We start from the raw sequence: 25,863 nt of genomic DNA, 5'->3' as shown, positions 1-25,863 counted from the left end.
GCGGTACGGCCCTCCGGCCGAGTGGTGTTACCCTGGAGTCCCGTAGGTAATCAGGGCATCGGCCCCGATTTCGGCCGACGGGAGACCCCTTTTGCGACCACTGCGTCATGTCCACGACACCAAGCACATCTTCGTCACCGGTGGTGTTGCGTCTTCACTGGGTAAGGGTCTGACGGCCTCGAGCCTCGGACAACTTCTCACATCTCGTGGCCTGCGGGTCACGATGCAGAAGCTCGATCCATATCTGAACGTGGATCCGGGCACCATGAACCCCTTCCAGCACGGCGAGGTCTTCGTCACCGAAGACGGCGCCGAAACCGACCTCGACGTCGGACATTACGAGCGATTCCTGGATCGCAACCTGTCGCAGTCGGCGAATGTCACCACCGGACAGGTGTATTCGACCGTCATCGCGAAGGAACGACGCGGCGAATACCTCGGCGAGACCGTCCAGGTGATCCCGCACATCACCGACGAACTCAAGTCCCGCGTGCTGGCGATGGGTGAACCCGACGCCAATGGCGACGTCCCCGACGTCGTCATCACCGAGATCGGCGGAACCGTCGGCGACATCGAGTCGCTGCCGTTCATCGAGGCCGCCAGGCAGGTGCGCCACGACGTCGGCCGCGACAACGTCTTCTTCCTGCACGTCTCACTCGTGCCCTACCTCGCGCCGTCGGGGGAGCTGAAGACCAAGCCCACCCAGCACTCGGTGGCCGCGCTGCGCAACGTCGGTATCCAGCCCGACGCGTTGATCCTGCGGTGCGACCGGGATGTGCCCGAGGGCCTCAAGAAGAAGATCGCCCTCATGTGCGACGTCGAGCTCGACGGCGTGATCTCCACGCCCGACGCACCGTCGATCTACGACATCCCCAAGGTGCTGCACAACGAGCACCTCGACGCGTACGTGGTCCGCAAGCTGGGCCTGCCGTTCCGTGACGTCGACTGGACGGTGTGGGGCGAGCTGCTGCGCCGTGTCCACGAGCCGCGCGAGACGGTCCGGGTCGCGCTGGTGGGCAAGTACGTCGATCTTCCCGACGCCTACCTGTCGGTCACCGAGGCCATCCGCGCCGGCGGTTTCGCCTGGAAGGCGCGGACCGAGATCAAGTGGGTCCCGTCCGACGACTGTCAGACGGAGGCGGGTGCGCAGGCCGCGCTCGGCGACGTCGACGCGATCCTCATCCCCGGTGGTTTCGGTATCCGCGGGATCGAAGGCAAGGTCGGGGCCATCTCATACGCCCGGCGCCGCGGGATCCCGCTGCTCGGGTTGTGCCTCGGCCTGCAGTGCGTGGTCATCGAGGCGGCGCGGTCGGTGGGTCTCGACGAGGCCAGCTCCACCGAATTCGATCCCGACACCCCGCATCCGGTGATCTCGACGATGGCCGATCAGGCCGACGCCGTGGCCGGCGACGCGGACCTGGGCGGCACGATGCGCCTGGGTGCCTACGACGCCGTCCTGAAGGCGGGCTCGGTCGTCGCCGAGGCCTACGGCACCCGCGAGGTGTCCGAGCGTCACCGACACCGCTTCGAGGTGAACAACGCCTACCGCGACAAGATCGCCGACTCGGGCCTGGTGTTCTCGGGCACCTCTCCCGACGGCCATCTCGTCGAATTCGTCGAGTACCCCAAGTCGGTGCATCCGTATCTGGTCGCCACCCAGGCGCATCCGGAGCTCAAGAGCCGTCCTACGCGGCCGCATCCGCTGTTCCGGGCGTTCATCGAGGCCGCACTGAAATACAAGGCGGCCGAACGTCTCCCGGTCGACCTCGGCGACGACTACGAGTCCAATGACGCACCGGCCGACGCGGTGGCCGCGGTGAATGCGGTCAACGTGGAGCCGGTCGACGGTCTCGACAAGTCGACGCGCCCCGACGCCGCGGCCGGCAAAGGCTGACGGGGTTGGGCCACGAATTCGACGTCAAGGGCACCCGCACCGTCTACGACGGTGCGATCATCACGCTGCGCGTCGATGACGTGGAGATGCCCGGGGGTCGCGTCGCCGAGCGCGAGGTCGTCGAGCACTTCGGTGCGGTGGCGATCCTCGCCCGCGACGACGCCGGTCGGGTCGCGATGGTGCGACAGTACCGTCATCCCATCGGGCGTCGGCTGCTCGAGTTGCCGGCCGGCCTCCTCGATCAGGGTGGCGAGGCGCCGCTCGCCGCGGCCCAACGTGAACTGGCCGAGGAGGCCGACCTGGCCGCCGACTCGTGGCATGTCCTCGTCGACCTCGCACTCTCGCCGGGCTTCACCGACGAAGCGTTGCGCCTCTACCTCGCCGAGGGGCTACATCACCTCGACGAGGCCGAGCGCGTCGACGAGGAGGCCGACATGTCGGTCGAGTGGGTGGCGCTCGACGACGCGGTGACCATGGTGCTGGCGGGTGAGATCGTCAACGCGACCAGCGTGGCGGGCATCCTGGCCGCCGCGGCAGCCGGACGCGCGGGAACCGCCCTGCGCGGCGTCGACGCGCCGTGGCCCGACGAGCCGACCGCCCTGCGCGACCGACGTCTGGGCGAGCCCCACCACGAGCGAGACCGCGGGTAGTGACCCTCTCCGCCGACATCGCGCGCTACCTCGATCACCTCACCGTCGAACGGGGTGCGGCGGTCAACACCGTGTCGTCGTACCGGCGGGATCTGGAGCGGTACCGTCGATACCTGGAGGCCCGCGGCATCGCGTCGCTGGACACGGTGACCGAGGAGGACGTCCGCGAGTTCCTGGTCGATCTGCGCCGGGGTGACGCCGACGCCGGGTTCACACCCCTCGCCGACAGTTCGATCGCGCGAACCCTGGTGGCCACCAGGCGTTTTCACAAGTTCGCGGTCGACGAGGGGATTGTCGTCACCGACGTCGCACACGGAGTGCGTCCGCCACGGCCGGCGCGGCGGCTTCCCAAATCGCTGCCGGTGGACGAGGTGCTGGCCATCCTCGACGCCGCCGGTGTGGAGGACCATCCACGCGGACTGCGCGACCGGGCACTGCTTGAGTTCCTCTACAGCTGCGGTGCCCGCATCACCGAGGCCACCTCGCTCGATGTCGACGACATCGACCTCGATTCCCGTGCGGTGCGTCTGCGGGGCAAGGGCGGGAAGGAACGCATCGTGCCTCTAGGTGGCCCTGCCATCGCGGCGCTCGAGGCGTACCTCGTCCGGGGCCGGCCCGCGCTGGTCTCCCGGGCGACTCCTGCGCTGTTCCTCAACGCGCGCGGCGGGCGGCTGTCGCGCCAGAGCGCGTGGCAGGTGCTCGTCACCGCCGCCGAGCGTGCGGGCCTGGACAAGGCCGTCTCACCTCACACCCTGCGGCACAGCTTCGCGACGCATCTGCTCGACGGCGGCGCCGATGTCCGCGTTGTGCAAGAACTTCTCGGGCACGCATCGGTGACCACCACGCAGGTGTACACGCTCGTGACGGTGAACACGATGCGAGAGGTGTATGCCGTCGCTCATCCGCGGGCCCGCTGACCGATGGGACATCGGCGGCCGTGATGGGACATCGGGGCGGTGCCGGGCGCGCCGACGCCGGGATGATCGATCGCATGTCCTAGGCTGATACGAGGCCCGGTACGGAACGAGTTGCGGACCGGCAGAGGCGACATCGAAGAGGAAAGCGAGCGGCGGACACGTGACCACTCCGAGCGCACCGCACTCTGGCACCCGCCCCGGGGATCAGTACAGCATCCAGGTGTCGCCGGGTAAGGACGCCGAGGAAGCCACGCACGACGCCGACGAGATCGGCCCCACCGGTCGGCCGTACCGCGAGGTCCCCGAACCCGCCCCACTCGACCGGCACGGTCCGGCCACCGTCATCGCCGTCTGCAACCAGAAGGGCGGGGTCGGCAAGACCACCTCGACCATCAACCTCGGTGCGGCGCTCGCCGAATGCGGCAGGCGCGTGCTGCTCGTCGATCTCGACCCGCAGGGCGCGCTGTCGGCGGGCCTCGGTGTGCCGCACCACGAACTCGACCAGACCGTCTACAACCTGCTCGTCCCGCCGCAGGTGGCCACCGACGAGGTCCTGATGCGCACCCGCGTCGACGGCATGGATCTGCTGCCCAGCAACATCGATCTCTCGGCAGCGGAGATCCAGCTGGTCACCGAGGTCGGTCGCGAACAATCGCTGGGCCGCGCCCTGCACCCGGTCCTCGACCGCTACGACGTCGTGCTCATCGACTGCCAGCCGTCGCTGGGACTGCTGACCGTCAACGCCCTGGCCTGTTCGGACACCGTGCTGATCCCGATGGAGTGCGAGTACTTCAGCCTGCGTGGTCTGGCGCTGCTCAACGACACGATCAACAAGGTGCGCGACCGGCTCAACCCGCGCCTCGATCTCGGCGGCATCCTCGTCACCATGTTCGACGCCCGCACATTGCATTCGCGTGAGGTGATGGCGCGGGTCGTCGAGGTGTTCGGCGACGCGGTCTACGACACCGTCATCGCCCGGACCGTGAGATTCCCGGAGACCAGCGTGGCCGGTGAGCCGATCACCTCGTGGGCGCCGCGCTCGGGCGGTGCCAAGGCCTACCGTGCTCTCGCGCGAGAAGTGATCGCGCGCAACATCAAGCAAGCATGACGGTCGACCCGTCGTGACGCTCGGCACCGGCGAGGAGTCACCCGCGTCAGGCGCGGGGACCGCGGTGGAGGACACGGACGCCGTCGCGGCGGTACCGGCGGAATCCGCGGTCGAGGCGGGCTTCCGCGTCAAACTGCGCAACTTCGAGGGCCCGTTCGACCTGCTGCTGAACCTCATCACCCAGCACCGTCTCGACGTGACCGAAGTGGCGTTGCACGTGGTGACCGACGACTTCATCGCCTACACGCGCGAGCTCGGACCGGAGATGGGCCTCGATGCGACCACCGAGTTCCTGGTCGTCGCGGCGACGCTGCTCGATCTGAAGGCGGCGCGGCTGCTGCCGTCGGGCGAGGTCGACGACCCCGAGGACCTCGCACTGCTCGAGGCGCGCGACCTGCTGTTCGCCCGGCTGCTGCAGTACCGCGCCTACAAACAGGTGGCGGCTCTCTTCGGCGAGCTCGAGGCTGCGGCGCTGCAACGCTATCCGCGCGCGGTGTCGCTGGAGAAGCGGTTCGAGGATCTGCTGCCCGAGGTGACGTTGGGCGTCGACGCCGACGGATTCGCGCAGGTCGCCGCCGCGGGATTGACGCCGCGCCCCGTCCCGACCGTCGGCCTCGACCACCTGCACGACGTCCAGAAGGTGTCGGTGCCCGGCCAGGCGCGTCGGATGGCGGCACTGCTCAGTGCCACGCCGGGACGCTGGCTGAGCTTCCGCGAACTGACCGCGGACTGCGAGAACGGGCTGGAGATCATCGGCAGCTTCCTTGGGTTGCTGGAGCTGTTCCGCGAGCAGGCCATCACCTTCGAGCAGCCCGAGGCTCTCGGGGATCTCGCCGTGATGTGGACCGGGGAGCGCGAGGACACCGAACTGCGCATCGACAAGGCAGAGGACTACGGATGACCGACATCACACCAGACCCGGAGTCGACCGACCCCGGTCCCGCCGACCCGGAGCAGACCACTCTGCACGGCGAGAGCGAGTACCTCGACGACGCGCAGCTGCGGGCGGCGTTGGAGGCGGTGCTGCTCGTCGTCGACACCCCGGTGACCACCGAGGAGCTCGCCGACGCGGTGGATCAGGACCGGGCGCGGGTGCGGGAGCTGCTCAACACGATGTCCGCGGAGCTGACGGCGTCGGGCAGCGGCATCGACCTGCGTTTCGCCGGCGACGGCTGGCGGTTCTACACGCGTGCCGAGTACGCGCCCTACGTGGAGAGATTGCTGCTCGACGGCACGCGTTCCAAGCTCACGCGCGCCGCACTGGAGACGCTCGCGGTGATCGCCTATCGCCAGCCCGTCACCCGTGCGCGGGTCAGCGCGATCCGCGGGGTGAACGTCGACGGCGTGATCCGTACGCTGGTCGCCCGGGGGCTGATCAACGAAGTCGGTCACGAACCGCAGACCAACGCCACCACCTATGCGACCACCGAGTTGTTCCTCGAGCGTCTGGGCCTGGCCTCACTGTCGGAATTGCCTGATCTGGCGCCCCTGCTGCCCGATGTCGACCTCATCGACGACCTCGACGAAGAGCTACTGGCCGATCCCCGATTCGCCAAACTGTCGTCTCAACCGTCAGACTCGAAGGACTTGATCATCGACGGTGGCACCACCACCGACACACAGGACTGAGAGAACATGGCATCCGCTGGCCGAGATGGCACACCGGGAAGACGCCGCAAGGGCGGGCCCGCACAACAACCGCGCACCAAGAAGACCCACCGCAAGGGTTCTTCGACACCCAACGCCGAGGTGGGCAAGGTCCGCCTCAACAACGCGAAACCGGCACGTCACCAGGCGCCGCCGCCCGACCACGCCGAAGGCGGGGGAGCGGCCTACGTCGAAGACGGCGTCCGCTTGCAGAAGGTGCTCGCGCAGGCCGGAGTGGCCTCACGACGCGGCGCCGAGGAGATGATCGCGGCAGGCCGTGTCGAGATCGACGGCGAGATCGTCACCGAGCAGGGTCTGCGTATCAATCCCGACACCGCGATCATCCGGGTCGACGGCGCACGCGTGATCATGGACGAGACGCGCCAGTATCTGGCGTTCAACAAGCCCAAGGGCTGGCAGTCGACGATGGCCGACGACCAGGGCAGGCCCTGCGTCGGCGACGTGGTCGCCGAACGTGTGATGGCCGGACAGCGACTGTTCCACGTCGGACGTCTCGACGCCGACACCGAGGGACTGCTGCTGCTGACCAACGACGGCGAGCTCGCTCACCGTCTGATGCACCCCTCCTTCGAGGTTCCCAAGACCTACCTGGCGACCCTGAAGGGCGAGGTCCCGCGCGGACTCGCACGCCGGATGAGGGAAGGCGTCGAGCTCGACGACGGACCGGTCACGGTGGACAAGTTCACGGTGATCGAGGTCCACGAGGGTCAATCGCTGGTCCGCATCACCCTGCACGAGGGTCGTAACCGCGTCGTCCGCCGCATGATGGACGAGGTCGGCTTCCCGGTCGTGAAACTCGTTCGTACGCATGTGGGTTCGGTCTCGCTCGGTGAGCAGCGCCAGGGTAGCCTGCGCGCCCTCGGGAGTGACGAGGTCGGTGCGCTGTACAAGGCGGTCGGACTGTGACCGACGGTGCCACAGGTACGTCCTCCGCTGCGGCGGACTCCGCCCGCGGCGCCGCTGCCCCCGATGACACCACTCGTGTGGTGGCCATCGACGGGCCGGCCGGGACAGGCAAATCCTCGGTGTCCAAACTCCTCGCGTCGAAGATCGGCGCAAGTTACCTCGACACCGGTGCGATGTACCGGGCGGTGACCCTTGCGGTGCTCGACGCCGGTGTGGCCCTTGATGATCCGACCGGTATCGCACGGGTGGCAAGCGCGGTGGACATCGAGTTGATCCCCAACGACGAGGGCTCGACGGTCCTCCTCGACGGGCGCGATGTCTCGGTCCCGATCCGCACCGACCACGTCACCAGTGCGGTGTCGGCGGTGTCGGCGGTTCCCGAGGTGCGTACCAAACTCGTTGCGCTGCAGCGGCAGAACGCGCAGGGGCGCTTCGTGGTGGTCGAGGGACGCGACATCGGAACCGTGGTGTTCCCGAGCGCCGACGTCAAGATCTTCCTGACCGCGACGCCGGAGGCACGTGCGGAACGACGCCACAAGCAGAATCTCGCGAGCGGTCGTGAAAGTGATCACGCCGCAGTGCTGGAGAGTGTGAACCGGCGTGACCATCTTGATTCGACGCGCACGGTCTCGCCGTTGCGCGCAGCCGATGACGCCATCGTCGTCGATACCAGTGACAAGACCCTCAGCGAGGTGCTCGACGAACTGAGCGCCCTCGTGGAGACCCGGATCGGAGCATCAGAACGGTGAGCGACAACTACGAGACTGACCTGGCGGCGTTGCCCGGTGACGGTACGTGGTCGGACGAATCCGACTGGCAGCTCACCGATGTCGAGGGCGGCGAGGGCGCTGCCGGTGTCGAGCACATGCCGGTGCTGGCGGTCGTCGGACGCCCGAACGTGGGCAAGTCGACGCTCGTCAACCGCATCCTCGGCCGCCGCGAGGCCGTGGTCGAGGACATCCCCGGTGTGACCCGCGACCGCGTGTCGTACTCGGCGAGCTGGTCGGGACGTCAGTTCACGGTCGTCGACACCGGCGGTTGGGAACCCGACGCCAAGGGCCTGCAGCAGGCCGTCGCCGCGCAGGCCGAACTCGCCATGCGCACCGCCGACGCCATCGTCGTGGTGGTCGACGCGACGGTCGGCGCCACCGCGACCGACGAGGCCGTCGCGCGCGTGCTGCGTCGTTCCAAGACCCCGGTCATTCTGTGCGCCAACAAGGTCGACAGTGAACGGCTCGAGTCCGACACGGCGTCATTGTGGTCGCTGGGTCTCGGTGAGCCGTACCCGGTGTCCGCCGCCCACGGGCGCGGTGCGGGTGATCTCCTCGACGTCATCCTGGACAGGTTGCCCGAGACTCCGCGCGAGCGGCCGACTCTGGGTGGTCCGCGACGCGTGGCGTTGGTCGGTAAGCCCAATGTCGGCAAGAGCTCGCTGCTGAACAAGCTGACCGGCACCGAGCGGTCCGTGGTGGACAACGTCGCCGGCACCACCGTCGACCCGGTCGACGAGCTCGTCGAACTGGGCGGCAAGCCTTGGCATTTCGTCGACACCGCCGGTCTGCGCCGCAAGGTCAGGACCGCGAGCGGGCACGAGTACTACGCCTCGTTGCGGACACGGTCGGCGCTCGACGCCGCCGAAGTGGCCGTTCTGCTGATCGACGCCTCGGAGCCGATCACCGAGCAGGACCTGCGGGTGCTCTCGCTCATCATCGAGAGCGGTCGCGCCCTCGTGATCGCCTTCAACAAGTGGGATCTCGTCGACGAGGACCGCCGCTACCAGTTGGACAAGGAGATCGACCGTGAGCTCGCCCGCGTACCGTGGGCGCGTCGCGTGAACATCTCGGCGTCGACCGGCCGTGCGGTCCAGAAGTTGGTGCCCGCGTTGGAGAGTGCGCTCGACTCGTGGGACAAGCGCATCTCCACCGGCCCGCTGAACAGCTGGCTCAAGGACATCATCGCGGCCAACCCGCCGCCGCTGCGCGGTGGCCGTCAGCCGCGCGTGATGTTCGCGACCCAGGCCTCGGTCCGTCCGCCGACGTTCGTGCTGTTCACCACGGGCTTCCTCGAGGCCGGTTACCGCCGGTTCCTGGAGCGTCGCCTGCGCGAGGAATTCAACTTCGACGGCTCGCCGGTCCGCATCAACGTGCGCGTGCGTGACAAGCGGGAGCAACGCCGCAAGCGCTGACCGCCGCGCCGCCGCACACCCACCACCATCGGACATGCCCACCACGCCAAGCGTGGTGGGCATGTCCATGTGTGGAGGGCTTGCGGGTGCTGCCCGTTCGGGCCCGGTAGTGGACGCGCTGTGACACACTCCGAGTCGTGCTCATCTTGGCAATCATCGTGTTCGGCATGGTCATCGGCGCACTCGCGCAGGTCCTCGTCGGTGGCAAGAACCTGCGGACCGTTGACTGGGGCCTCGCGTTTGTCGCCGGTCTCGTCGGCTCCTTCGTCGGCGGACTTCTCATCAGCCTGCTCTCGGGCGACGGCCTCGAACTCCGTCCCAGCGGTATCATCGGCTCACTCGTGGGTGCCCTGCTGGTGACCGCGGGGTGGATCTGGTTCAAGAGGCGCTCGACGGTCTAGGGCCCGGCCGCGATGTAGCGTTTTGTAGCGCCCGGCACCACGAAGCGCGACATCTGAGGGATGCGTCGGAAACCCCGCCTGACCAGGCGATTGGTTCCGGACCGTGGTCGTCGGCTAGGCTTTACATCGCTCCGCTTGAGCAGGGAGCAAACGGGCTGTGGCGCAGTTTGGTAGCGCACTTGACTGGGGGTCAAGTGGTCGCAGGTTCAAATCCTGTCAGCCCGACAGAAAGAAGCCCCTTCCGGTGACAATCGGAAGGGGCTTTCTCGTCTGTGGGGTATGCCTCGGCGCTCAGCCGGTGAGCGGCACCGCGACGTCGGCGCCGCCCTCTTCGGTGATGCGGGGGCCCATCTGTGTGAACGTGGGTGTGGGAACGAACCCACCGGCGAAGAGTGCTTCCCCCTGGCGGAATTCGGGTGACTCCGCCAGCATGTGCTCGCTGACGAAACCGAAGGTGTCGGCCAGTTCGGCCAGATCGCGCGGCGCGTTCATCCGCATCAGGCACAGGTTGTCGCACTGGGACAGCACGTTGGGGTGGATCTTCGTCGGCCGTTGCGTCGACAGCAGCAGCCAGAGACCGAATTTGCGTCCCTCGGCGGCGATCTGCACGACGCGATCGATCAGAGCCTGCTCGACCGCGCTGGTTGCCAGCGGCGGGCAGATGTTGTGGGCCTCGTCGATCACGATGAGGACCGGGCGGCGTTCGTCGCGCCGCGCCCACAGGTGTTCGAGCACACCGAGTGCGGCGACCTTCGGTTCGGCCGGATGGGCGAACCCGCCCAGGTCGAGCACCGTCGCCTGGGGTCGTTCGTCGATGATGTCGGTGGCAGCGAGCTCGCCGCGCGCCCACAGGTCCCACTCGAGGACCTGAAGATTCTCGATGCGCTTGGCCAGACGCTGGTGGCCGGGATCGTCGGATGAGCGCAGGGCGGTGATATATGTGCCCTCATCGAGCGTGCCGGCGCCGGTGAGGTTGGCCCCGGTGAGGTTGGCCCCGGTGAGGTTGGCATCGGCATGCAGCAGAACGTTGTACTCGTCGGCGTCGGCGATCGGATCCAGCTGCAGGACTGCGGCCTTCGCGGCCAGGGGGAGCTCGGTGAACCGTGTTCGCAACTGTGGTTGGTCGCGTCGGGTGGAATGCAACACCCGGATGTCGGATGCACCGATCGCGGCGGCGTCCGGGTGCGTGGAGTCACGTGTCTCCGGCAGCCGGGTGAAGTCGGCGTTCGGATCGAGGATGAGCAGGGGGAGTCGAGTGTTCAGGAGCAACTGTTCGAGCACCACTCCGAGCGCGTAGGTCTTCCCCGATCCGCTCTGGCCACACCAGAAGGTGTGCCGGTTGAACTTCTCCGCGGTGAGGAGGACGTCGGTCGTCGCGTCGTCTCGGAGGCTTCCCACTGTCAGCTGAACCACGTCCGTACCTTATGGCATGCGCGGCATCCCATAGGACTTACGGGTTTGTCAGCTCCGTGCGCAGGACGAAAGCGCGGTCGCCGGTGGCGGGGTTTCGTACCGGAAACCCGTGCCGGGCATAGAAGCGGTGCGCGTCGACGTCTGGTTCATCGACCTCTATCTCGAACTCACCGGCACCCCGTCGTGCCGCCTCCGCGACGGCGACGGTCAGGACCGCACTGCCGAGTCCGCGGCTCCGTTCGGTGGGCGTCGTGTACAGCTCGTCGAGCAGCGCGATGCCGCCCTCGAGCCAGACGTTGGTCCTGATGGTGACCAGTCCCAACGACGTGATCGGGTCGCCGGCCACGATGGCGAAAGTGGAAGCGCCGGAGAGCAACTCGCGTAGGCGATGAGCCAGCACCGCCGGTCCGGGCGATGGTTCGTCGTACTCGCGATTGAACGCATCCAGCAGGTCGGCCATCGTCGCTGCGTCTGTCGGTGTCGCCAGTCGGGCGCGGTTGTGGACGTTCACGGTCCTACGGTAGCGGCGCGTCGGAAGGTCGTCGTCCACTTCGGCGCGTGCCGCACATGCCTCCCGCCACAGCGCCGGCCCACGAGTCCCGTTGGGCCCGCTGCTGCGCAGTCAGCTGGCCTCACCGAACCGGGCGAGCAGGCGATCGATCGCGCTGCAGTCCTGCAGGAAGCGCCGGCGATCGGGGTCTTCGGCGACCTCGCGCAGCATCGCGTCGCCGCCCGGGACCTGCTCCTGACCGGCCGTCATCCTCCGGGTCCATGTGCAGGGCCGCAGGGTTCGGTTCGCCAGCTGCGGCGACAACGCCGTGTCCCAGTAGATCACCGGTGTCCCAGCGCGGGGACAGCGCTCGGCCGCGGCGCCACCCGCGGACTGAAGCGCTACATGTACGGATCGATCAAGGTGTCCTTGTCGCCCTCCGCGTTCTCGACTTCGATGCTCACTTGCCGGCATGGCGTAGATGTCCGTACAACGCCGCGCGGTATCCGCGTGTGTAGCTCGGTTCCTCGTCGTCCGGGTCGGGTGGGCAGGCCAGGGTCGACGAGGCGAGCTGACGAGCCCACGGGGGCGGGAGTGCACCGAGGTCGGCCTCGGCGTCGCAGAAGCCTTTCTGGAACAGGTCCGGGTCGAGATGTTCGTCGAGTTCGGCGTCGAAGATCGGAAACGACGTGGGCAGCCGCGTGACGACGCCGTGCTCGGTGACGATGTCGAGTTCGGGAAGGTCTGGCTCCAGAGGGTTCAACGGACCGAACGCCTTTCGGCGAGGGTGCGGTAGAGGGTCGCCCGGCTGACACCGAGCGCCTGGGCGATCCTCGGCACGGATTCGCCTGCGGCACGCATCTGTTCGGCACGTGCGACCTGTTCGGCGTCGAGTGCGCGTGGACGACCGACTGCCGTCGACGACCCGCGCAGCGTCCTCGGCTGCGATCGGTCGGGCCGAGTCGACGGGTCGTCGAGTTCGGCCAGGGAGGCCAGCACGGCGACGATCATCGCGCCGGCCGGATCGTCGGTGTCGATTCCCTCGCGCAGCGACCGTAGGCCGATACGGCGACCGGCCAGCTCATGTGCGATCGCCATGACCTCGCCGACGGTGCGGCCCAGACGATCGATGCCGACGACGACGGTGGTGTCGCCGGCCCTCGCGTAATCCAAGAGTGCGGTCATCCCCGGGCGGCGTTCGGCGGCCCGGTCACGGTCGGCGGCGTCGGTGTAGATGCGTTCAGGATCGACTCCGGCGTCGGTGAGTGCGTCGATCTGCGGGGGGAGTGCGTGGGTGCCGAGGGTCTCGCGTGCATAGCCGAGCGCGATCCCCGACGACCCTGGCGTCGCATCTGTTGTCACCGGAGCAGACTATCTCAAAACTATCGAAAGGAGTTCCGGGACGCGCGGAGATTCGAGACACTCACGGATTGTTGGTCTGTGCGTCTGCAGTGGCGCGACCGATGGAGTCGCAAAAGTGTCGCGAATTGAGTCGCGAAACTTCTGCGACACGGCATCGGTCGCGCCGGTGCGTTCCCGACCGGCGGCCGAAGCCGACCGCACTGCGAGGGCCGGGGGAGGCCACCCGACCGACTTCTGTCTCGGTGCCGAGCTCGCCTTCAAGGTCGATATCGCTCGACCATCCCGGTGAGCCATTCGACGCCCACAGGGTTCGCGCTGTGGACGCGGATGTCCTGCGGCCACACGTCGTTCTCGCACATCCAGAGCACGACGGGGCGGGTCGTGTCGTCACCGCCGAGGTCGTGATCAAGTGACAGGGCGGTGACATCGTTGCGGCGCAGGAGTGAGATCGCCTCGGCGCTCGTCTTCGCCCACGTCCAACCCGCCGGCGGTGTACGGAGATCGTCGACCCACAGTTTCATGGGCTCATTGTCCCGACGCTGTCCAGCGGTTTGATTTCGTCGTCTGAGCCGATAGTCCCTGTGCGCCAAATTAAATCAGCGAGAATCTAAGCGGGCACACTGCGACGGGGGCCGCCTAGCCTTTTAGCAGGCATCTCCGCCTGCACCCCATGAAGGACGTTCATCCGTGTCTGCGCAACAATCGCCCCGCCCCTTGCACTTCGCCGCCTTCGTGATGAACACGACGAGCCACATCGTCCAGGGGACATGGCGGCGTCCCACAGCTCGCCAGACGGACTTCAACGACCTCGACCACTGGGTGAATCTCGCCAAGACGTTGGAGCGCGGCAGGTTCGATGCGATCTTCTTCGCCGACGTCGTCGGGCTCTATGCGCCCTACCGAGGGGACGAGCGCAAGTACTTCGAGGCGGGTCTGCAGGTTCCGAGCAACGACCCCAGTGTTCTTGCCAGCGCCATCGCATATGCCACAGAGCATCTCGGCATCGCGTTCACCGCGAGCATCCTGCAGGAGCACCCGTTCAACTTCGCCCGCCGGATCTCGACGCTCGACCATGCGTCCAAGGGGCGCATCGCCTGGAACATCGTCACCAACTATCTGCCGAATGCCAGCCGAAACTTCGGCCTCGACGGACTCACCGCGCATGACGAGCGATACGCGTGGGCCGATGAGTACGTCGACGTCGCCTACAAACTGTGGGAGGGCAGCTGGGACGACGACGCGCTGGTGCAGGACCGTGAGCGGGGAATCCACGCCGACTACGACAAGGTCCACCGCATCAACCACAAGGGCGAGCGGTACCAGGTGGAGGGCCCGCACCTGGTGTCCCCGAGCCCGCAGCGCACGCCGTTCCTGTTCCAGGCGGGTGCCTCCGAGGCCGGCCGCAACTTCGCGGCGAAGAACGCCGAAGCGGTGTTCCTCGGAACGCCGAACCGTGAAGCCGCACTCCGGGACACCTCGGACATCCGCCGACGTGCGGTGGCGATCGGGCGCCGAGCGAACGACCTGAAGTTCTTCCAGGGGCTCTACGTCGTGCCCACCTCGACCGAGGCCGAAGCGGCGCGCGTCGCCGCCGAACTCGACGAATGGATCGACCACGACGGGCATCTCGCACACATGTCGGGTTCCATCGGCATCGACTTCGGGCACGACGACCTCGACACCCCGGTCGGTGAGATCGAGACCGAAGGCGTGCAGTCCGCCGTCGGCTGGATCCGTGACCTCGTCAAGGACCGCCCGGCCACGCTGCGCGACGTCGCACACCACACCGCGACAAGCCTTCGCATCGTAGGGACCCCGGAGAAGATCGCCGACGAACTCGCCGCGTGGCAGGCGAGCGGAATCGACGGCATCAACCTGATGAACTACGAGATCCCCGGCTCATACGAGGAATTCGTCGACCACGTCAACCCGACCCTGCGCGACCGTGGGCTCATCCAGAGCGAGTACTCCGAGGGCACGCTTCGCCAAAAGATCTTCGGTGAGGGAGCACGTCTGCCGGAGCGCCACCATGCGACGCGATACCGCGGCGCCTTCGGCGCGGACGCCCCCGAACGGTCGATCGCCGAACGGTCGATCGCCGAGCCGTCGCTGCACGAGCCGTCGCTCACCGGAGCCCAGATCTGACACCCCGCATAGGTGGGTACCACTCCGGGGTGTCATCAGCATCGCGGGTGGGCGCCCTCCATCGTCAGAGACCCGGTGGAAGAGCGCCGATCCGGTAGACGCGGTCGACAACCGGCACGAAGGTGGACGACACAGGACCGCCTGACGGGTCGGCGTTCGCGTCGCCGCGTCGCGGCCATCGGTAGGTGACCGTCACGCTGACCGGGGAGAAGTCGCTGACGTTGGTGTACCCGGTCGGCCGGTTCGTGAGTCCCAGAAACTTCCCGGGCCGGAAGAGCAGGACCGCCACAGGAGAGGACACGGTGCCGCGCTCCGTGTCGAATACGGCCCACATCAGCGGCGGACACGCGGGGGTGCGGTCCAGCGAACGGCTCCTCGGTCCTCTGCGGGGCACCCACTTCGAGGCGGAGCTCCTGAAGGGCGGACCGATCACGCGAAGTGCTCGCTTGACCTCGGGTGAACCGAGATCCAGGCAGAGCCCGTGGCCGGACGTGCTTGCCGCCGGACGGCTGTCGGTGGGCGCTGCCGAGGCAGATGACGGGACGACGGTGGTTGCGAACATCGCGGCCGAGACCGCGACGACTGCGGCGGCGAGACGGGATCGACTGCTGGACATCGGGTCTCCTCGGCGTTCGGGTTCGTGGTGCCTTGCCGGGGACGATAACAACATCAAGCAGCGCGCAAGGGTGCTTTCTGGTTGTGTCAGAACAACGTCGGCGGCAGCGAACCTTCGAATTCGAGCAGCCAGCGTTTCGTCGCCAGGCCCTGCCCGTGGGTGCCGCCCGAGTAACCGCCGAGGCCATCGCCGGCGACGACGCGATGGCACGGGACGACCAGAGGCAGCGGGTTGATGCCCATGATGGTTCCGACGCCTCGCGCCGGCACCTCGGTGCCGCTCATCCTCGCCAGCTCTCCATAGGTGACGGTCTCTCCGGCCGGAACGTCCTCATGCAGCGTCGTGAGGACAGCGCGGGCCGACTCGGACATCGTGCCGAGATCGACCGGGATGTCGAAGACGAGCAGTTTTCCGTCGAAGTACGCACGGAGCTGCCGAACTGCTTCCCTCAGAAGAGGATCGGGGGAGGCTGCGTCGACGGGACCGGCCGGGTCACGCCAGCCGACCGAGACGATCGACCGTCCGTTCCCGGCGATCGTGATCGTTCCGACCGGCGTCGAGAGCGCGGCCGATTGCTCGGCGTCGTGGTCTTCGCGAAGTGGGCTCATCGCAGGCTGCCAATCGGGTGAGGTCGGAACCCACAGTAATCGGCCGATCGGACACCAAGTACATAACCGCGCCGTGACGCTCGATCTGGTTCAGGCGGCAGCACGACCGGCACGCTCATGAACAGGCCGCCGCCACAGGGACCGGTTCTGGATGGCCGGGGGTAGATAGGTCTGGTCGAGCCTGCCGATGTCGGTTCCGGGCGGAACGGTCTCGTCGATGCGGTCGAGGACATCGTCGGGAAGTGCCACGTCGAGCCCCGCGAGGAGGTCCTCGAGTGCGCGGCCTGGCCGAGGAGTTGCGTGACTCTCATCTGCCGGCCGAGGCGCTCGCACAGTGGGTGCACCGCTACACCGAGTTCGTGGGCACCAAACGAGGGCTCGCCTCGGCGCTGCACTCGGGAGATCCGGCCTTCGACGCACTGGCCGACCACTTCGTGGAGCGGCTCGAACCGGCTGTCGCCTCGCTGCTCGAGGCCGGCGCCGAGGACTTGCGCCCGGCCGTCAGCGCGAGCACGCTCCTGCACGCGATCGCGCTGCTGTGCCAGCGGGTGCCAGGGAAAGAGCTCGACTACAACCAGCAGATGGCCGGTGTGTTCGTCGACGGGTTGTATCGCCGTCGCGGCGACGCCGGAACGCGTGGTTGACGGCCACAGCGGGACGGACGGCAGCAAGAAGAGGGGCGGCAGCGGAGTACGCTGGCAAACCATGAGTGCTAATGCAGAGTTGAGCCCGGAAGGCTGGGTCCGCGAGCAGACCGAGAAGATCCTCGAGCAGGGCACCACCGAGGGTGTCACCGTGATGGATCGCCCGATCGTCCTGTTCACGACCACCGGCGCGAAATCCGGCAAGAAGCGCTACGTGCCGCTGATGCGCGTCGAGGAGAACGGTCGCTACCTGATGGTCGCCTCCAAGGGCGGCGCGCCGGAACACCCGGCGTGGTACCACAACGTGAAAGCGAACCCGCAGGTCACCGTGCAAGACGGCACCGAGGTCAAGGAGATGACCGCGCGCGAGCTGAGCGATGGCGAGGAACGCGACCACTGGTGGGAGCTCGCCGTCGCGGCCTACCCCCCGTACGCGGAGTACCAGACCAAGACCGACCGGCAGATCCCGGTGTTCGTCCTGCAGTGATGAATCTGCGTCAAGCAGTCAGTAGAGCCCCCGGCCCCTGGTCGGGGGCTCTACTGTTGTGGGGCACTCGGCTGACATCGGAGATGGAGCGGGTATGGGTTACGTCGTCGACTTCACGAACGTCTCCACCGAGGGCGTGGACGGTTCTCCGGTGGCGGAGGCGCTCGCCGGGCTCCGCGCCAACGAGTCCCGCTACTACAAGACCAAATACGGCCACGACTTCACGGTCGTGCCGGCCGATGAGGCACCCGACGTACTTGCGCGGGTGACTCGCATCCTCGCCGACGAGCGCGACATCACCATCGCGTCGAACCCGCTGGAGGTCAGCGACTTCGAGGTCGACGGTCTGCACATGTCATATGTGTTCTACGAGTCGGGCCTGGCCGTCAACGTCATGTACAGCCTGGATCCCTCGGGTAAGCGCGCGGTCGGCTTCAAACTCTCCGAGGGGATGGACGTCCCGGAGGAACTCGAGTCGAAGTTCAAGTTCGCGCGCCAGAAGTCGAAGCTCGCCGGGATCATCCGCGGTTCGTACTTCGTCATCAAGGGCGAGTACTAGGGCCGGCGAGTACTGGGGGCCGGCGAGTACTGGGGCCGGCGACGACGAAATCCCCGGCGCGGCCAGGCCGCACCGGGGACTTCGTCGTACGTCTCGCTTCTACGAGAACCGGATGTTCATGGTGGCCAGACCGAAGACCTTGCGGCCGCCGGACTTGGCGACGACGATCACGACGCCGGTACGCGTCTCGGGGTCCAGCGACTTGATCCGGCCGCTGAACTCGATGTCGCCGCCCTCCGACGCCGACACGGGGACGGTCTGCGAGAGCCGCACCGAATAACGGGTCGCGGCGCCGGGGTCGCCCGACCAGGCCGAGACGAAGGCCGCCCCGAGTCCCATGGTGAGCATTCCGTGCGCGATCACGTCCGGCAGGCCGGCGAGCCTGGCGGACTTCTCGTCCCAGTGGATGGGGTTCGCGTCGCCGGCGACGCCGCTGTAGTTCACGAGGTCCCCACGGGACAGACGCGCGTTGTGCAGGGGGAGTTCGTCGCCGACCGACAGCTCGTCGAAGGAGCGGGCACCCGACGGGCGGTTCGCGTCGTCGGCGGTGCGGATCTCGCCGTCGGGACGGACGGTCTTGACGTAGCGGTCCGCGGTTTCGTCGTGGCTGAAGATGTTGACGTCGTGCATCATCACCTTGCGCACGGCAGAGCTGAGTTCGGGGTCGACTTCGTCGGCGGTGACGCCGACGACGGTCGTGTGCATGGTGTGCACCTTCTCGCCCGCGGCATCGGTCATGGTGTTGGTCACCGTGATCAGTTCGCGGCCCGCAACCTTGCGTACGCCCGACAATTCCGCATCGGTGACGAGCTGATCGCCCGCGACGATGGGGCGGTGCTGCTCGAAGACCTGCTCGGTCTGCACGTAGGTGTCGTAGCCGACGATCACCGACTCGAACAGTTCGCGGTTGGCCGCCATCGCCGGGATGGACGTGAACGTCATCGGCGCGACCAGTCCCGAATAACCCAGGGCCGCAGCAGCTTCGGGCTCCCAATGGGCGGGATGGTAGTCCTGCACCGCGCGGGCGTACTCGCGCACCTTCTCGCGACCGACCTGGTAGGAGCCATCAAGGGTGTAGTAGTGGCCGACGCGGGCTTCGAGCCCTGCGGCGTCACCGGATGCATTCGGAGCTGCGGTCGGAGAATGGGTCACCCCGAACACGCTAATCGTGTACTCCACTGCGTCAAAGTCGGGTGCCGGTCAGACCCGGGTGCCGATCACGGTCGGGTGCCGCCCGCCGCGGCCTGATGGGACCGCGATCACGTCACCACCGCGATCACGTCACCACCGCGATCACGTCACCACCGCGATCACCTCACCGCCGCAGCCCCTTGCCGTGGGCGAAGTCCGCGGGACGTCCGGAAGTCTGCCAGTCATGCCAGTTCTCCCGGTGACGACACATCGCCTTCTCGTGCAGGCGGCGGAATCCGGGGGAGAGGCGCCGCAAGGTCTCCACCAGCACGACGGCCGGCATCCTCAGCACGATCAGGGCGATGCCGGGGATCGGGCTGGGCATGCGGTAGCGCAGACGTGTCATCGGCATCATGTAGATGCTCGAGTACGCCGCGTACATCATCGAGTTGTATCTGCCGCGCAGGCGTTTGAACCCGGTTGCGCCGTCGGCGGCGAAGGCCGCGGGGAACGATTCGATGAGTTCGGCGCCGTCGGCCCCGGCGTCGTGACTGCGGGTGGAGGTGACGAACGCCAGCAGTCGGAGTGAATCGGAGATGGTCTCGGGGTACCACTGGGTCCGCACACCCAGCAGGTGGCCCAGATAGCGCTGGTAGTGCAGCAGTACCCGGATCTCTCGGGGCGTGGTCATCACCCCGGTGAGCCACAACGCCGACGCGGGCACGACGCTGCCACCCAACAGGGTGAGGAGCTGGTAGGACTGGCTGATCGGGTCGCCCCAGCGGCTCCGGTCCCATTCGGGATGTCCGGCGACGGTGCGTCGAACCCACACGTGCATGACCCGCACCCGCATCGCCGTCGCACGCCCCTGCGATCCCGGGGTCAGCAGAGCGCCGGGCTGCGACACATCGATCCAGAACCGTGAGGTCTCCAGGAAGCGGCGCAGCGCGTTGTCGCCGGCGTAGCCCCCCGCGAGCGACAGCGGCTTGGCCACCGCGGCCTCGGTGTACATCTCCAGCGTGATCCCGCCGGCCACGCTGAACAAGCCGGTACCCCAGCGCCGCCAGATCGCCTCGCCTTCGGCGATCAGTTCGGGATCGACCCAGTCGGGTACCTCGTCGAACTCCTCGAACAGTTCGACGAGCGCCGGCGGGGGATTGTCGATGCTGTCGAGACCGTCGGTGAGCGCCTGATCGAGCAGTGCGCGAGCAGCCTCGGGTCCGAGGGTTCCGTACACCTCGTCGACGAACCGCTCGGCCACCGGATCGGTGCGGAACATGTCCTCGGCGAAGGTGCGCAGGTGCTCCGGTTCGGGAAACAGGTCCTTGCCGGTGACCCTGCGGACCACGTGGCGTACCCGGGTCAGACCTCGGCCGGCGACTGCCTTGTCGTAGGCCACCGCGGTCGGGAAGGCCGGGGCTCCGGGATCGCCGGTTCGCGGCAGCAAGGTGGACAAGGTACTCCCAACGGTATGAGACGAATCGAATCATGTGTATCACCCGTGGGGGTGTTCGCGCACATCTCCGATCCCGCGCCCGACGAGCCGCCGCCCGGCCCGTGCGGGTGCACCGACCGCGCGTTGTCCGGTTTTCGGTGCGCGCGCAGTCAGGGGTCAGTCGAAGAGTCGGCGGAAGAGGTTGGTCTCGGCGAGATCGACGAGCTCGTCGCCGCGTCCGGACAGCACCGTGCGCAACGCGTACAGGGTGAACCCCTTGGCCTGGGCGGCAGTGATGGTCGGCGGGATGGACAGCTCCTGTCTGGCGGTGGTGACGTCGAGCAGCGCCGGGCCGTCGTGGGCCAGGAACTCATCGACCGCGGAGGCGAGATCGTCGGGTTGATCGACACGGGTACCGCGGATGCCGACGGCCTCGGCGAGTTTCGCGAAGTCGGGGTTCTCGAGGTCGGTGGCGAAATTGACGAAACCGGCCGCCTTCATCTCGACCTCGACGAAGTTCAGCGACGAGTTGTTGAAGACGACGATCTTCACCGGCAGTTTGTTCTGGGTGATCGTGAGCAGTTCGCCGAGGAGCATGGCCAGGCCGCCGTCGCCGGCGAGGGCGATGACCTGACGGTCGGGGAACGCGGTCTGTGCGCCGACTGCCTGCGACACCGCGTTCGCCATCGATCCGTGGGTGAACGAACCGATCAGTCGCCGCGCACCGTTCATCTGCAGGTAGCGCGCCGCCCAGACGACCGGCGACCCGACGTCGGGGATGAACACCGCGTCGGCGCTTGCCTTTTCGCTGATCAGGCGGGTGAGGTACTGCGGGTGGATGGGTGCGCGGTTGCGGTCGTTGTCGGCGAGTTCGTCCAGCCGGCGCCGGGCCTTGGTGTAGTGGGCAAGCGCATCCGAGAGGTGCTCGGAGTCGCGGCCGTCGGCGATGTGCGGGAGAAGTGCACGCACCGTGTCACCGACATCCCCGACGAGCGGGAGGTCGACGGGGCATCGGCGCCCGATCTGTTCGCCGCGGATGTCGACCTGGATGATCGTCGCCTCGGACGGATAGAACTGTTCGTAGGGGAAGTCGGTGCCGAGCATCAGCAGGGTGTCGCATTTCTCGATCGCCCGGTATCCCGACGAAAAGCCCAGCAGCCCGGTCATTCCCACGTCGTACGGGTTGTCGTATTCGATGAACTCCTTGCCGCGCAACGCATGCACGATCGGTGCCTGCAGGGCACCGGCGAGTTCGACGACCTCGTCGTGGCTACCCTGCACCCCGGCGCCGGCCAGGATGGTCACCCGCCGGGCGGCGTTGAGGGTCTCTGCGAGGAGGACGATGTCGGCGTCGGTGGGCCGCGCGAGCCGAGGGCGGCGACGGATCGGGGCACCCGAGCGCCGTGTGGGACACGGGGTGAGGAACAACTCCCCGGGGATGACGAGGACCGCGACGTCCTGGCGTTCGACGGCGGTGCGGATCGCGATGTCGAGCAGGCGGGGCATCTGTTCGGGCGTGCTGACCATCTCGCAATAGGCGCTGCACTCCCGGAACAGCTGCTCCGGATGGGTTTCCTGGAAGTATCCGGTCCCGATCTCGGTCGCCGGGATGTGCGCGGCGATGGCGAGCACCGGTACCCGGCTGCGGTGGGCGTCGAACAGCCCGTTGATCAGGTGCAGGTTGCCCGGTCCGCAGCTGCCCACGCAGACGGCGAGCTCCCCGGTCAGTGCGGCCTCCGCGGACGCGGCGAACGCGGCCGATTCCTCGTGCCGGACATGACGCCATGAGATGGTGTCGTTGGTGCGCAGGGCATCGGTGAGTCCGTTGAGCGAATCGCCCGGGAGGCCGTGTATCCGTCGGACTCCTGATCGTTCGAGCTCTTCGACAATTCTCTCGGCGACTGTTGTCGGCATCGCGATCCGTTCGGTCGGGGCCGGTGTGAACCCGACTATAGACGCGACTGGGCATCTGTCGACCTCGACGGAGTTCCGGCCACCCCCGCGCCGGGCGGGCCCGAGCGTCCGGTGCACGATCGGGCTCCCGAGTCGGATCGTCACGCTGCTCGGCGCAGCGGAGGCGTCACACCGCGGGATGATCCGAGGTCACCGCGAGGTCGCGTGCGGCGTCGAACTGCTTCCGCAGGGAGTGCAGCCGAGCGTCGGCGAACTCGAGGGCGTCCCAGCCCAGCAGCTGATGCAGCGGGGCGTCGCCTCGCGTGGCGACGGTGATGATCGCCGACGCCGCGCGGGCCGGATCGCCGAGCTGGGTGCCCGACATCGCCTGGTGGGCGCCGGTCATCTCGCGGAGTGCGGGGTAGACCTCGACAGTGGATTCCACGGGCAGCTGCGCGTTCACGGTCGAGCGTGCAGCGACTGCGGCCCGGGTTGCGTCGGCTTCTCGACTCCTTCGACGCCCATCCCGCACTCGTCCTCGGACGCCGTACCGAGGTGCTCGCGGCCAACCCGATGGCGTGCGCGTTGTTCGCCGACTTCGAGCGACTGCCCGGGCGAGAGCGAAACTACGCCCGCTGGATGCTCCTGTCCGACGACGCGCGCAGACTCTTCGTCGACTGGGAAGTGCAGGCGCGCAACGCGGTCGAGAGTTTACGGCTCGAGGCGGCCGAGGATCGCGACCTCAACGAACTCGTCGTGGACTACGAGACCTTCACCCTTCCGGGTGACCACGACCAGACGCTGTTCCTCTACTCGACAGAGCCGGGATCACCGTCGCGTGAGGCGATCTCGATCCTGGCGAGCTGGAGTCAGCCGACGGCTGCACCCTCGGAATGAGATGAGACGTCACAGCTTCGCGATACTCGAAGGGTGTAATTGTTCGACAGGTTGTCGCAGGATGGTGCGCAGTTTGTCCGGGGCGACCTTCCGGAAATCGCTGAAGTAGATCTCATGGTGGATGCCCCGCATCCGAAGCCCGTTGGCCGGGACGAACTCGTCGTGCATCCGAGCCAGCACCGGGGCCTCATCGTCGAATGAGCCGAGGTGCAGTGTCTGCACGCAGAGACCTTCGTCGAGGACGTCCAACCGTAGGTCGTCGAGCCGGGGCGGTGGCCGCGTGCCCGCAACCTTCGCAACGGCGGCCGCGACCAGATCGTCGTCGATCCAGCCGGGGACCATCAGCAGAAGAGTCCAACTCCAGCGGGACTTGTCGCGCGCACCGGTGAACGCGGACATGTCCTCCGACCACCACAGGCCCTCGAGAGGCGGGACCACGTAGTCTCGGCCGAGTTCGCGGCTGCTCGCGAACTTCACCTTGTACGCCACCGGGTGCAGGGTCTCGATGGCCGCGGCGAACTCCCGTGAGGTGTTGGGATCACCGGCGCCGTCGATCATCAGGTACCGGGTCGGCGGGACGTCGACGAGCCTGAACTCGCCGCGCCTGGCCGTGTAGGTATCGAGTGACTTCTTGAAATCGACCTTGTCGGACAAGGGTTCGCCTGCCGTGGAGCGGCTCAGCTGTCCTGCGCGTCGAGCTTGGCCGCGACATCGGCGGGGAAACCGCCGGTGGCCACGGGGCCCCACCGCGTGGGCGTGATCCGGATGAGTGACTTGCCCTGGGTCCGCATCGCCGCCCGGTACTCGTCCCAGTCCGGGTGCTCGCCGGAGATGCTGCGGAAGTAGTCGACGAGGGCGTCCTCGGCCTCGGGCATGTCGAGAACCTCGGCGTCACCGTCGATCTGGACCCAGGCACCGTTGAACTCATCCGACAAGACCACAACGCTCGCCACGGGAGTGTTGCGCAGGTTCGCGGCCTTGGCGCGGCCGGGGTAGGTGGAGATGACGATGCGCCCGTGGTCGTCGACGCCGCCGGTGACCGGCGACAGCTGAGGGCTGCCGTTCGACCGGACGGTGCTGAGGATCATGTGGTGGCGCGGCCGGATGAAGTCCAGCAGTTCGGCGCGGTCGACGGCATCGGCTTTCGCAACGGTTCTGGCCATGCTCCGACCATACGCCCGGCGCGCAGGGGGAAGACCGGCGTCAGGGGAGCGCGGCGTCAGGGGAGAGCGGCGTCAGGGGAGAGCGGCGACCAGCCCGGCCTGGAGCGCGGAGACCGGCGGCATCTGAGTGCCGTCGACCGTGACATCGTCGTCGCTGTTGACGACGATGATGATGGTGGTGTCGGACTCGTAGTTGTGGAACAGCGAGGTGTTGTATCCGGGGAAGTCGCCGTCGTGTCCCCACCAGCCGTCCCGGTTGCCGATGCCTATCCCGTAGCCGGCCGTCGCGGTGTTGGGCGGCGGCGAGGTCAGGATCGAATCACGCCGAAGCTGTTGTGTCGCAGGATCGAGGATCCCCCGACCGGTGAACAGGGCCTCGCCCCAGGTCTGCAGATCGTCGATGGTGGAGATGACCGCGCCCGCGGTGAAGGCGAACGACGGATTCCATCGGGTGGAGTTGACGGTGCGGCCGTCGGCCTGGCCCTGGTCGGTCAGTCCGTCGAGGTGCGGATCAGGGATCTCCACAGACCCACCGGGCCACGAGGACTCGTCCATGCCGAGCTTGGCGAAGATGCGATTCTCGAACATCTCTCCGACCGCCGAGTCGAGGACTTCCTCGATGAGCAACCCCAGCAGAACGTAGTTGGTGTTGGAGTACTCCCAGCCCCGCCCGGGCGGGAAGCTCGGCGGCAGCGTTGTGGCGGTGTCGACGAGTTGGAGCGGGGTCCACACGGATTCGGGATCGGCGAAGAACTTCTTGTCGAACGCCTCGGACTGCGTGTACGAGGGGATGGCGCTGGTCATGTCCGCGACCTGCCGCACGGTCGCGGTGCCGTTGGGGGCATCTGGCACGTACTTGCTGATGGGGTCGTCCAGGGAGACACGCTTCTCCTGCACGAGTTGCAGCAGAAGCGTCGCGGTCATCGTCTTGGTGAGTGACCCGATGCGGGTGTGATCTTCGGGGCTGATCGGGTCGTCGCCGCCTGCTGCCCGGACGCCCGACGTTCCGGTCCAGATTCCGGCGGGGGAGATGACCCGCGCGATGACGCCGGGGAATCCGCCGGTTGCGCGCGTGGTGTCGAGCACCTTCTGGAACGCGGCCGCGCTCTCCGCCGGCATCGTCGTCGAGGCGTTCGGGGACGATCGGAATCGGGATGCGGTGTCCGATGGTGAGCACCCGGCGATGCCGAGTACGGCAACGACACCCAGCATCGTCCACCGCAAAACACCTGTGCGCAAGGGCAGTTGGCTCATCCCGCGATTGTCCACCGTGGGTGCATCCGAGGTGAGG

At 67.4% G+C, this 25,863-nt stretch carries 29 protein-coding genes, 1 tRNA gene and 2 pseudogenes; 16 read left to right on the top strand and 16 right to left on the bottom strand.

Annotated features, from left to right (window positions below):
* Positions 1-91: 91 nt before the first annotated feature.
* The 11 genes from H1R19_RS13550 to H1R19_RS13500 all read left to right on the top strand — a co-directional run bounded on the left by H1R19_RS13550 (position 92) and on the right by H1R19_RS13500 (position 9,954).
* Entirely contained in the window at positions 92-1,894 is a 1,803-nt protein-coding gene (locus tag H1R19_RS13550; RefSeq protein WP_188330466.1) for a CTP synthase, read from the top strand.
* A 5-nt stretch (positions 1,895-1,899) separates the two neighbouring features.
* Positions 1,900-2,544 (top strand): NUDIX domain-containing protein, encoded by a 645-nt coding sequence (locus H1R19_RS13545; RefSeq protein WP_188330465.1) that lies wholly within the window; start codon positions 1,900-1,902, stop codon positions 2,542-2,544.
* Positions 2,544-3,461 carry a site-specific tyrosine recombinase XerD gene (gene xerD / locus H1R19_RS13540; protein ID WP_188330464.1) on the top strand — a complete coding sequence of 306 codons (918 nt, stop codon included), beginning with the start codon at positions 2,544-2,546 and terminating at the stop codon, positions 3,459-3,461. The genes H1R19_RS13545 and xerD overlap by 1 nt, the downstream gene beginning before the upstream one ends.
* A 160-nt stretch (positions 3,462-3,621) precedes the next feature.
* A complete protein-coding gene (locus tag H1R19_RS13535; protein WP_219849300.1) occupies positions 3,622-4,569 on the top strand; it encodes a ParA family protein in 948 nt (315 codons plus the stop codon).
* 13 nt (positions 4,570-4,582) lie between these two features.
* A complete protein-coding gene (locus tag H1R19_RS13530; RefSeq protein WP_372631315.1) occupies positions 4,583-5,470 on the top strand; it encodes a segregation and condensation protein A in 888 nt (295 codons plus the stop codon).
* Entirely contained in the window at positions 5,467-6,198 is a 732-nt protein-coding gene (gene scpB, locus H1R19_RS13525) for an SMC-Scp complex subunit ScpB (RefSeq protein WP_188330462.1), read from the top strand. Before H1R19_RS13530 ends, scpB begins: the two co-directional genes overlap by 4 nt.
* Before the next feature lie 6 nt (positions 6,199-6,204).
* On the top strand, positions 6,205-7,143 hold the full coding sequence (locus H1R19_RS13520) for a pseudouridine synthase (protein WP_188330461.1): 939 nt from the start codon (positions 6,205-6,207) through the stop codon (positions 7,141-7,143).
* Between the two features lie 77 nt (positions 7,144-7,220).
* Positions 7,221-7,892 (top strand): (d)CMP kinase, encoded by a 672-nt coding sequence (cmk, locus tag H1R19_RS13515; RefSeq protein WP_219851667.1) that lies wholly within the window; start codon positions 7,221-7,223, stop codon positions 7,890-7,892.
* Positions 7,889-9,328, top strand: coding sequence for a ribosome biogenesis GTPase Der (gene der, locus H1R19_RS13510; protein ID WP_219849299.1), 1,440 nt, complete (start codon positions 7,889-7,891; stop codon positions 9,326-9,328). The genes cmk and der overlap by 4 nt, the downstream gene beginning before the upstream one ends.
* Positions 9,329-9,465: 137 nt before the next feature.
* Positions 9,466-9,729 (top strand): GlsB/YeaQ/YmgE family stress response membrane protein, encoded by a 264-nt coding sequence (locus H1R19_RS13505; RefSeq protein WP_188330459.1) that lies wholly within the window; start codon positions 9,466-9,468, stop codon positions 9,727-9,729.
* 151 nt (positions 9,730-9,880) lie between these two features.
* Positions 9,881-9,954, top strand: a tRNA-Pro gene (locus H1R19_RS13500).
* Between the two features lie 66 nt (positions 9,955-10,020).
* Here H1R19_RS13500 and H1R19_RS13495 read toward each other — a convergent pair.
* The 6 genes and pseudogenes from H1R19_RS13495 to H1R19_RS13470 form a co-directional block, all read right to left on the bottom strand.
* The gene (locus H1R19_RS13495; RefSeq protein ID WP_244970701.1) at positions 10,021-11,142 is read right to left on the bottom strand and encodes an ATP-binding protein; all 1,122 of its coding nucleotides are present in this window, start codon (positions 11,140-11,142) and stop codon (positions 10,021-10,023) included.
* Between the two features lie 37 nt (positions 11,143-11,179).
* Positions 11,180-11,653: a GNAT family N-acetyltransferase gene (locus tag H1R19_RS13490; protein ID WP_219849298.1), complete on the bottom strand. Its 474-nt coding sequence runs from the start codon at positions 11,651-11,653 to the stop codon at positions 11,180-11,182.
* A gap of 111 nt (positions 11,654-11,764) precedes the next feature.
* Positions 11,765-11,887 (bottom strand): annotated as a pseudogene (locus tag H1R19_RS13485) (diiron oxygenase); the annotation flags it as partial.
* A gap of 205 nt (positions 11,888-12,092) precedes the next feature.
* Complete coding sequence (locus H1R19_RS13480) at positions 12,093-12,395, bottom strand: hypothetical protein (protein ID WP_188330446.1); 303 nt, start codon at positions 12,393-12,395, stop codon at positions 12,093-12,095.
* Entirely contained in the window at positions 12,392-12,961 is a 570-nt protein-coding gene (locus H1R19_RS13475) for a recombinase family protein (protein WP_219851663.1), read from the bottom strand. Before H1R19_RS13475 ends, H1R19_RS13480 begins: the two co-directional genes overlap by 4 nt.
* Before the next feature lie 290 nt (positions 12,962-13,251).
* Positions 13,252-13,515, bottom strand: coding sequence for a cyclic-phosphate processing receiver domain-containing protein (locus tag H1R19_RS13470; protein WP_188330445.1), 264 nt, complete (start codon positions 13,513-13,515; stop codon positions 13,252-13,254).
* A gap of 166 nt (positions 13,516-13,681) precedes the next feature.
* Here H1R19_RS13470 and H1R19_RS13465 point away from each other — a divergent pair, with 166 nt between their 5' ends.
* On the top strand, positions 13,682-15,139 hold the full coding sequence (locus tag H1R19_RS13465) for an LLM class flavin-dependent oxidoreductase (RefSeq protein ID WP_257865646.1): 1,458 nt from the start codon (positions 13,682-13,684) through the stop codon (positions 15,137-15,139).
* 64 nt (positions 15,140-15,203) lie between these two features.
* On the opposite strand, the gene H1R19_RS13460 is transcribed toward H1R19_RS13465, so the two are convergent.
* From H1R19_RS13460 to H1R19_RS13450, 3 genes are all read right to left on the bottom strand, one after another.
* Entirely contained in the window at positions 15,204-15,755 is a 552-nt protein-coding gene (locus H1R19_RS13460) for an LppP/LprE family lipoprotein (RefSeq protein WP_219849297.1), read from the bottom strand.
* 86 nt (positions 15,756-15,841) lie between these two features.
* Complete coding sequence (locus H1R19_RS13455; protein ID WP_188330443.1) at positions 15,842-16,363, bottom strand: methylated-DNA--[protein]-cysteine S-methyltransferase; 522 nt, start codon at positions 16,361-16,363, stop codon at positions 15,842-15,844.
* A 90-nt stretch (positions 16,364-16,453) separates the two neighbouring features.
* Entirely contained in the window at positions 16,454-16,612 is a 159-nt protein-coding gene (locus tag H1R19_RS13450; protein WP_219849296.1) for a hypothetical protein, read from the bottom strand.
* A gap of 26 nt (positions 16,613-16,638) precedes the next feature.
* On the opposite strand from H1R19_RS13450, the gene H1R19_RS13445 reads away from it, so the two are divergent.
* From H1R19_RS13445 to H1R19_RS13435, 3 genes are all read left to right on the top strand, one after another.
* Complete coding sequence (locus tag H1R19_RS13445; RefSeq protein WP_219849295.1) at positions 16,639-17,007, top strand: SbtR family transcriptional regulator; 369 nt, start codon at positions 16,639-16,641, stop codon at positions 17,005-17,007.
* Between the two features lie 61 nt (positions 17,008-17,068).
* Complete coding sequence (locus H1R19_RS13440) at positions 17,069-17,494, top strand: nitroreductase family deazaflavin-dependent oxidoreductase (RefSeq protein WP_219849294.1); 426 nt, start codon at positions 17,069-17,071, stop codon at positions 17,492-17,494.
* Positions 17,495-17,588: 94 nt separating this feature from the next.
* On the top strand, positions 17,589-18,053 hold the full coding sequence (locus H1R19_RS13435) for a phage tail protein (protein ID WP_188330440.1): 465 nt from the start codon (positions 17,589-17,591) through the stop codon (positions 18,051-18,053).
* Positions 18,054-18,152: 99 nt separating this feature from the next.
* Here H1R19_RS13435 and H1R19_RS13430 read toward each other — a convergent pair whose 3' ends face one another.
* From H1R19_RS13430 to H1R19_RS13415, 4 genes are all read right to left on the bottom strand, one after another.
* Entirely contained in the window at positions 18,153-19,205 is a 1,053-nt protein-coding gene (locus H1R19_RS13430; protein ID WP_244970700.1) for a fused (3R)-hydroxyacyl-ACP dehydratase subunits HadA/HadB, read from the bottom strand.
* Between the two features lie 163 nt (positions 19,206-19,368).
* A complete protein-coding gene (locus H1R19_RS13425) occupies positions 19,369-20,640 on the bottom strand; it encodes an oxygenase MpaB family protein (RefSeq protein WP_223205328.1) in 1,272 nt (423 codons plus the stop codon).
* Positions 20,641-20,796: 156 nt separating this feature from the next.
* Entirely contained in the window at positions 20,797-22,533 is a 1,737-nt protein-coding gene (gene poxB, locus H1R19_RS13420) for a ubiquinone-dependent pyruvate dehydrogenase (RefSeq protein ID WP_219849293.1), read from the bottom strand.
* A 166-nt stretch (positions 22,534-22,699) separates the two neighbouring features.
* Entirely contained in the window at positions 22,700-22,975 is a 276-nt protein-coding gene (locus tag H1R19_RS13415) for a Rossmann-fold NAD(P)-binding domain-containing protein (RefSeq protein WP_244971030.1), read from the bottom strand.
* On the opposite strand from H1R19_RS13415, the pseudogene H1R19_RS13410 reads away from it, so the two are divergent.
* A pseudogene (locus tag H1R19_RS13410) lies at positions 22,954-23,409 on the top strand (MmyB family transcriptional regulator); the annotation flags it as partial. The gene H1R19_RS13415 and the pseudogene H1R19_RS13410 sit on opposite strands and share 22 nt — an antisense overlap.
* 9 nt (positions 23,410-23,418) lie before the next feature.
* On the opposite strand, the gene H1R19_RS13405 reads toward H1R19_RS13410, so the two are convergent.
* From H1R19_RS13405 to H1R19_RS13395, 3 genes are all read right to left on the bottom strand, one after another.
* The gene (locus H1R19_RS13405; protein ID WP_219849292.1) at positions 23,419-24,063 is read right to left on the bottom strand and encodes a GyrI-like domain-containing protein; all 645 of its coding nucleotides are present in this window, start codon (positions 24,061-24,063) and stop codon (positions 23,419-23,421) included.
* A gap of 23 nt (positions 24,064-24,086) precedes the next feature.
* Positions 24,087-24,572 (bottom strand): PPOX class F420-dependent oxidoreductase, encoded by a 486-nt coding sequence (locus H1R19_RS13400; protein ID WP_188330437.1) that lies wholly within the window; start codon positions 24,570-24,572, stop codon positions 24,087-24,089.
* A 72-nt stretch (positions 24,573-24,644) separates the two neighbouring features.
* On the bottom strand, positions 24,645-25,826 hold the full coding sequence (locus H1R19_RS13395; RefSeq protein ID WP_219849291.1) for a serine hydrolase domain-containing protein: 1,182 nt from the start codon (positions 25,824-25,826) through the stop codon (positions 24,645-24,647).
* Positions 25,827-25,863 lie beyond the last annotated feature (37 nt).

The sequence above is a fragment of the Gordonia jinghuaiqii genome, from assembly GCF_014041935.1.
In the GTDB taxonomy this organism is placed as follows: domain Bacteria; phylum Actinomycetota; class Actinomycetes; order Mycobacteriales; family Mycobacteriaceae; genus Gordonia; species Gordonia jinghuaiqii.
This window is presented reverse-complemented; position numbering and strand designations above follow the sequence as displayed.

Excerpts from the sequence above, each read along its gene's own strand:
- scpB (WP_188330462.1), top strand. The coding sequence starts at position 5,467 with ATGACCGACATCACACCAGACCCGGAGTCGACCGACCCCGGTCCCGCC.
- H1R19_RS13520 (WP_188330461.1), top strand. The coding sequence starts at position 6,205 with ATGGCATCCGCTGGCCGAGATGGCACACCGGGAAGACGCCGCAAGGGC.
- H1R19_RS13470 (WP_188330445.1), bottom strand. The coding sequence starts at position 13,515 with ATGAAACTGTGGGTCGACGATCTCCGTACACCGCCGGCGGGTTGGACG.
- H1R19_RS13460 (WP_219849297.1), bottom strand. The coding sequence starts at position 15,755 with ATGTCCAGCAGTCGATCCCGTCTCGCCGCCGCAGTCGTCGCGGTCTCG.
- H1R19_RS13455 (WP_188330443.1), bottom strand. The coding sequence starts at position 16,363 with ATGAGCCCACTTCGCGAAGACCACGACGCCGAGCAATCGGCCGCGCTC.
- H1R19_RS13440 (WP_219849294.1), top strand. The coding sequence starts at position 17,069 with ATGAGTGCTAATGCAGAGTTGAGCCCGGAAGGCTGGGTCCGCGAGCAG.
- H1R19_RS13435 (WP_188330440.1), top strand. The coding sequence starts at position 17,589 with ATGGGTTACGTCGTCGACTTCACGAACGTCTCCACCGAGGGCGTGGAC.
- poxB (WP_219849293.1), bottom strand. The coding sequence starts at position 22,533 with ATGCCGACAACAGTCGCCGAGAGAATTGTCGAAGAGCTCGAACGATCA.
- H1R19_RS13400 (WP_188330437.1), bottom strand. The coding sequence starts at position 24,572 with ATGGCCAGAACCGTTGCGAAAGCCGATGCCGTCGACCGCGCCGAACTG.
- H1R19_RS13395 (WP_219849291.1), bottom strand. The coding sequence starts at position 25,826 with ATGAGCCAACTGCCCTTGCGCACAGGTGTTTTGCGGTGGACGATGCTG.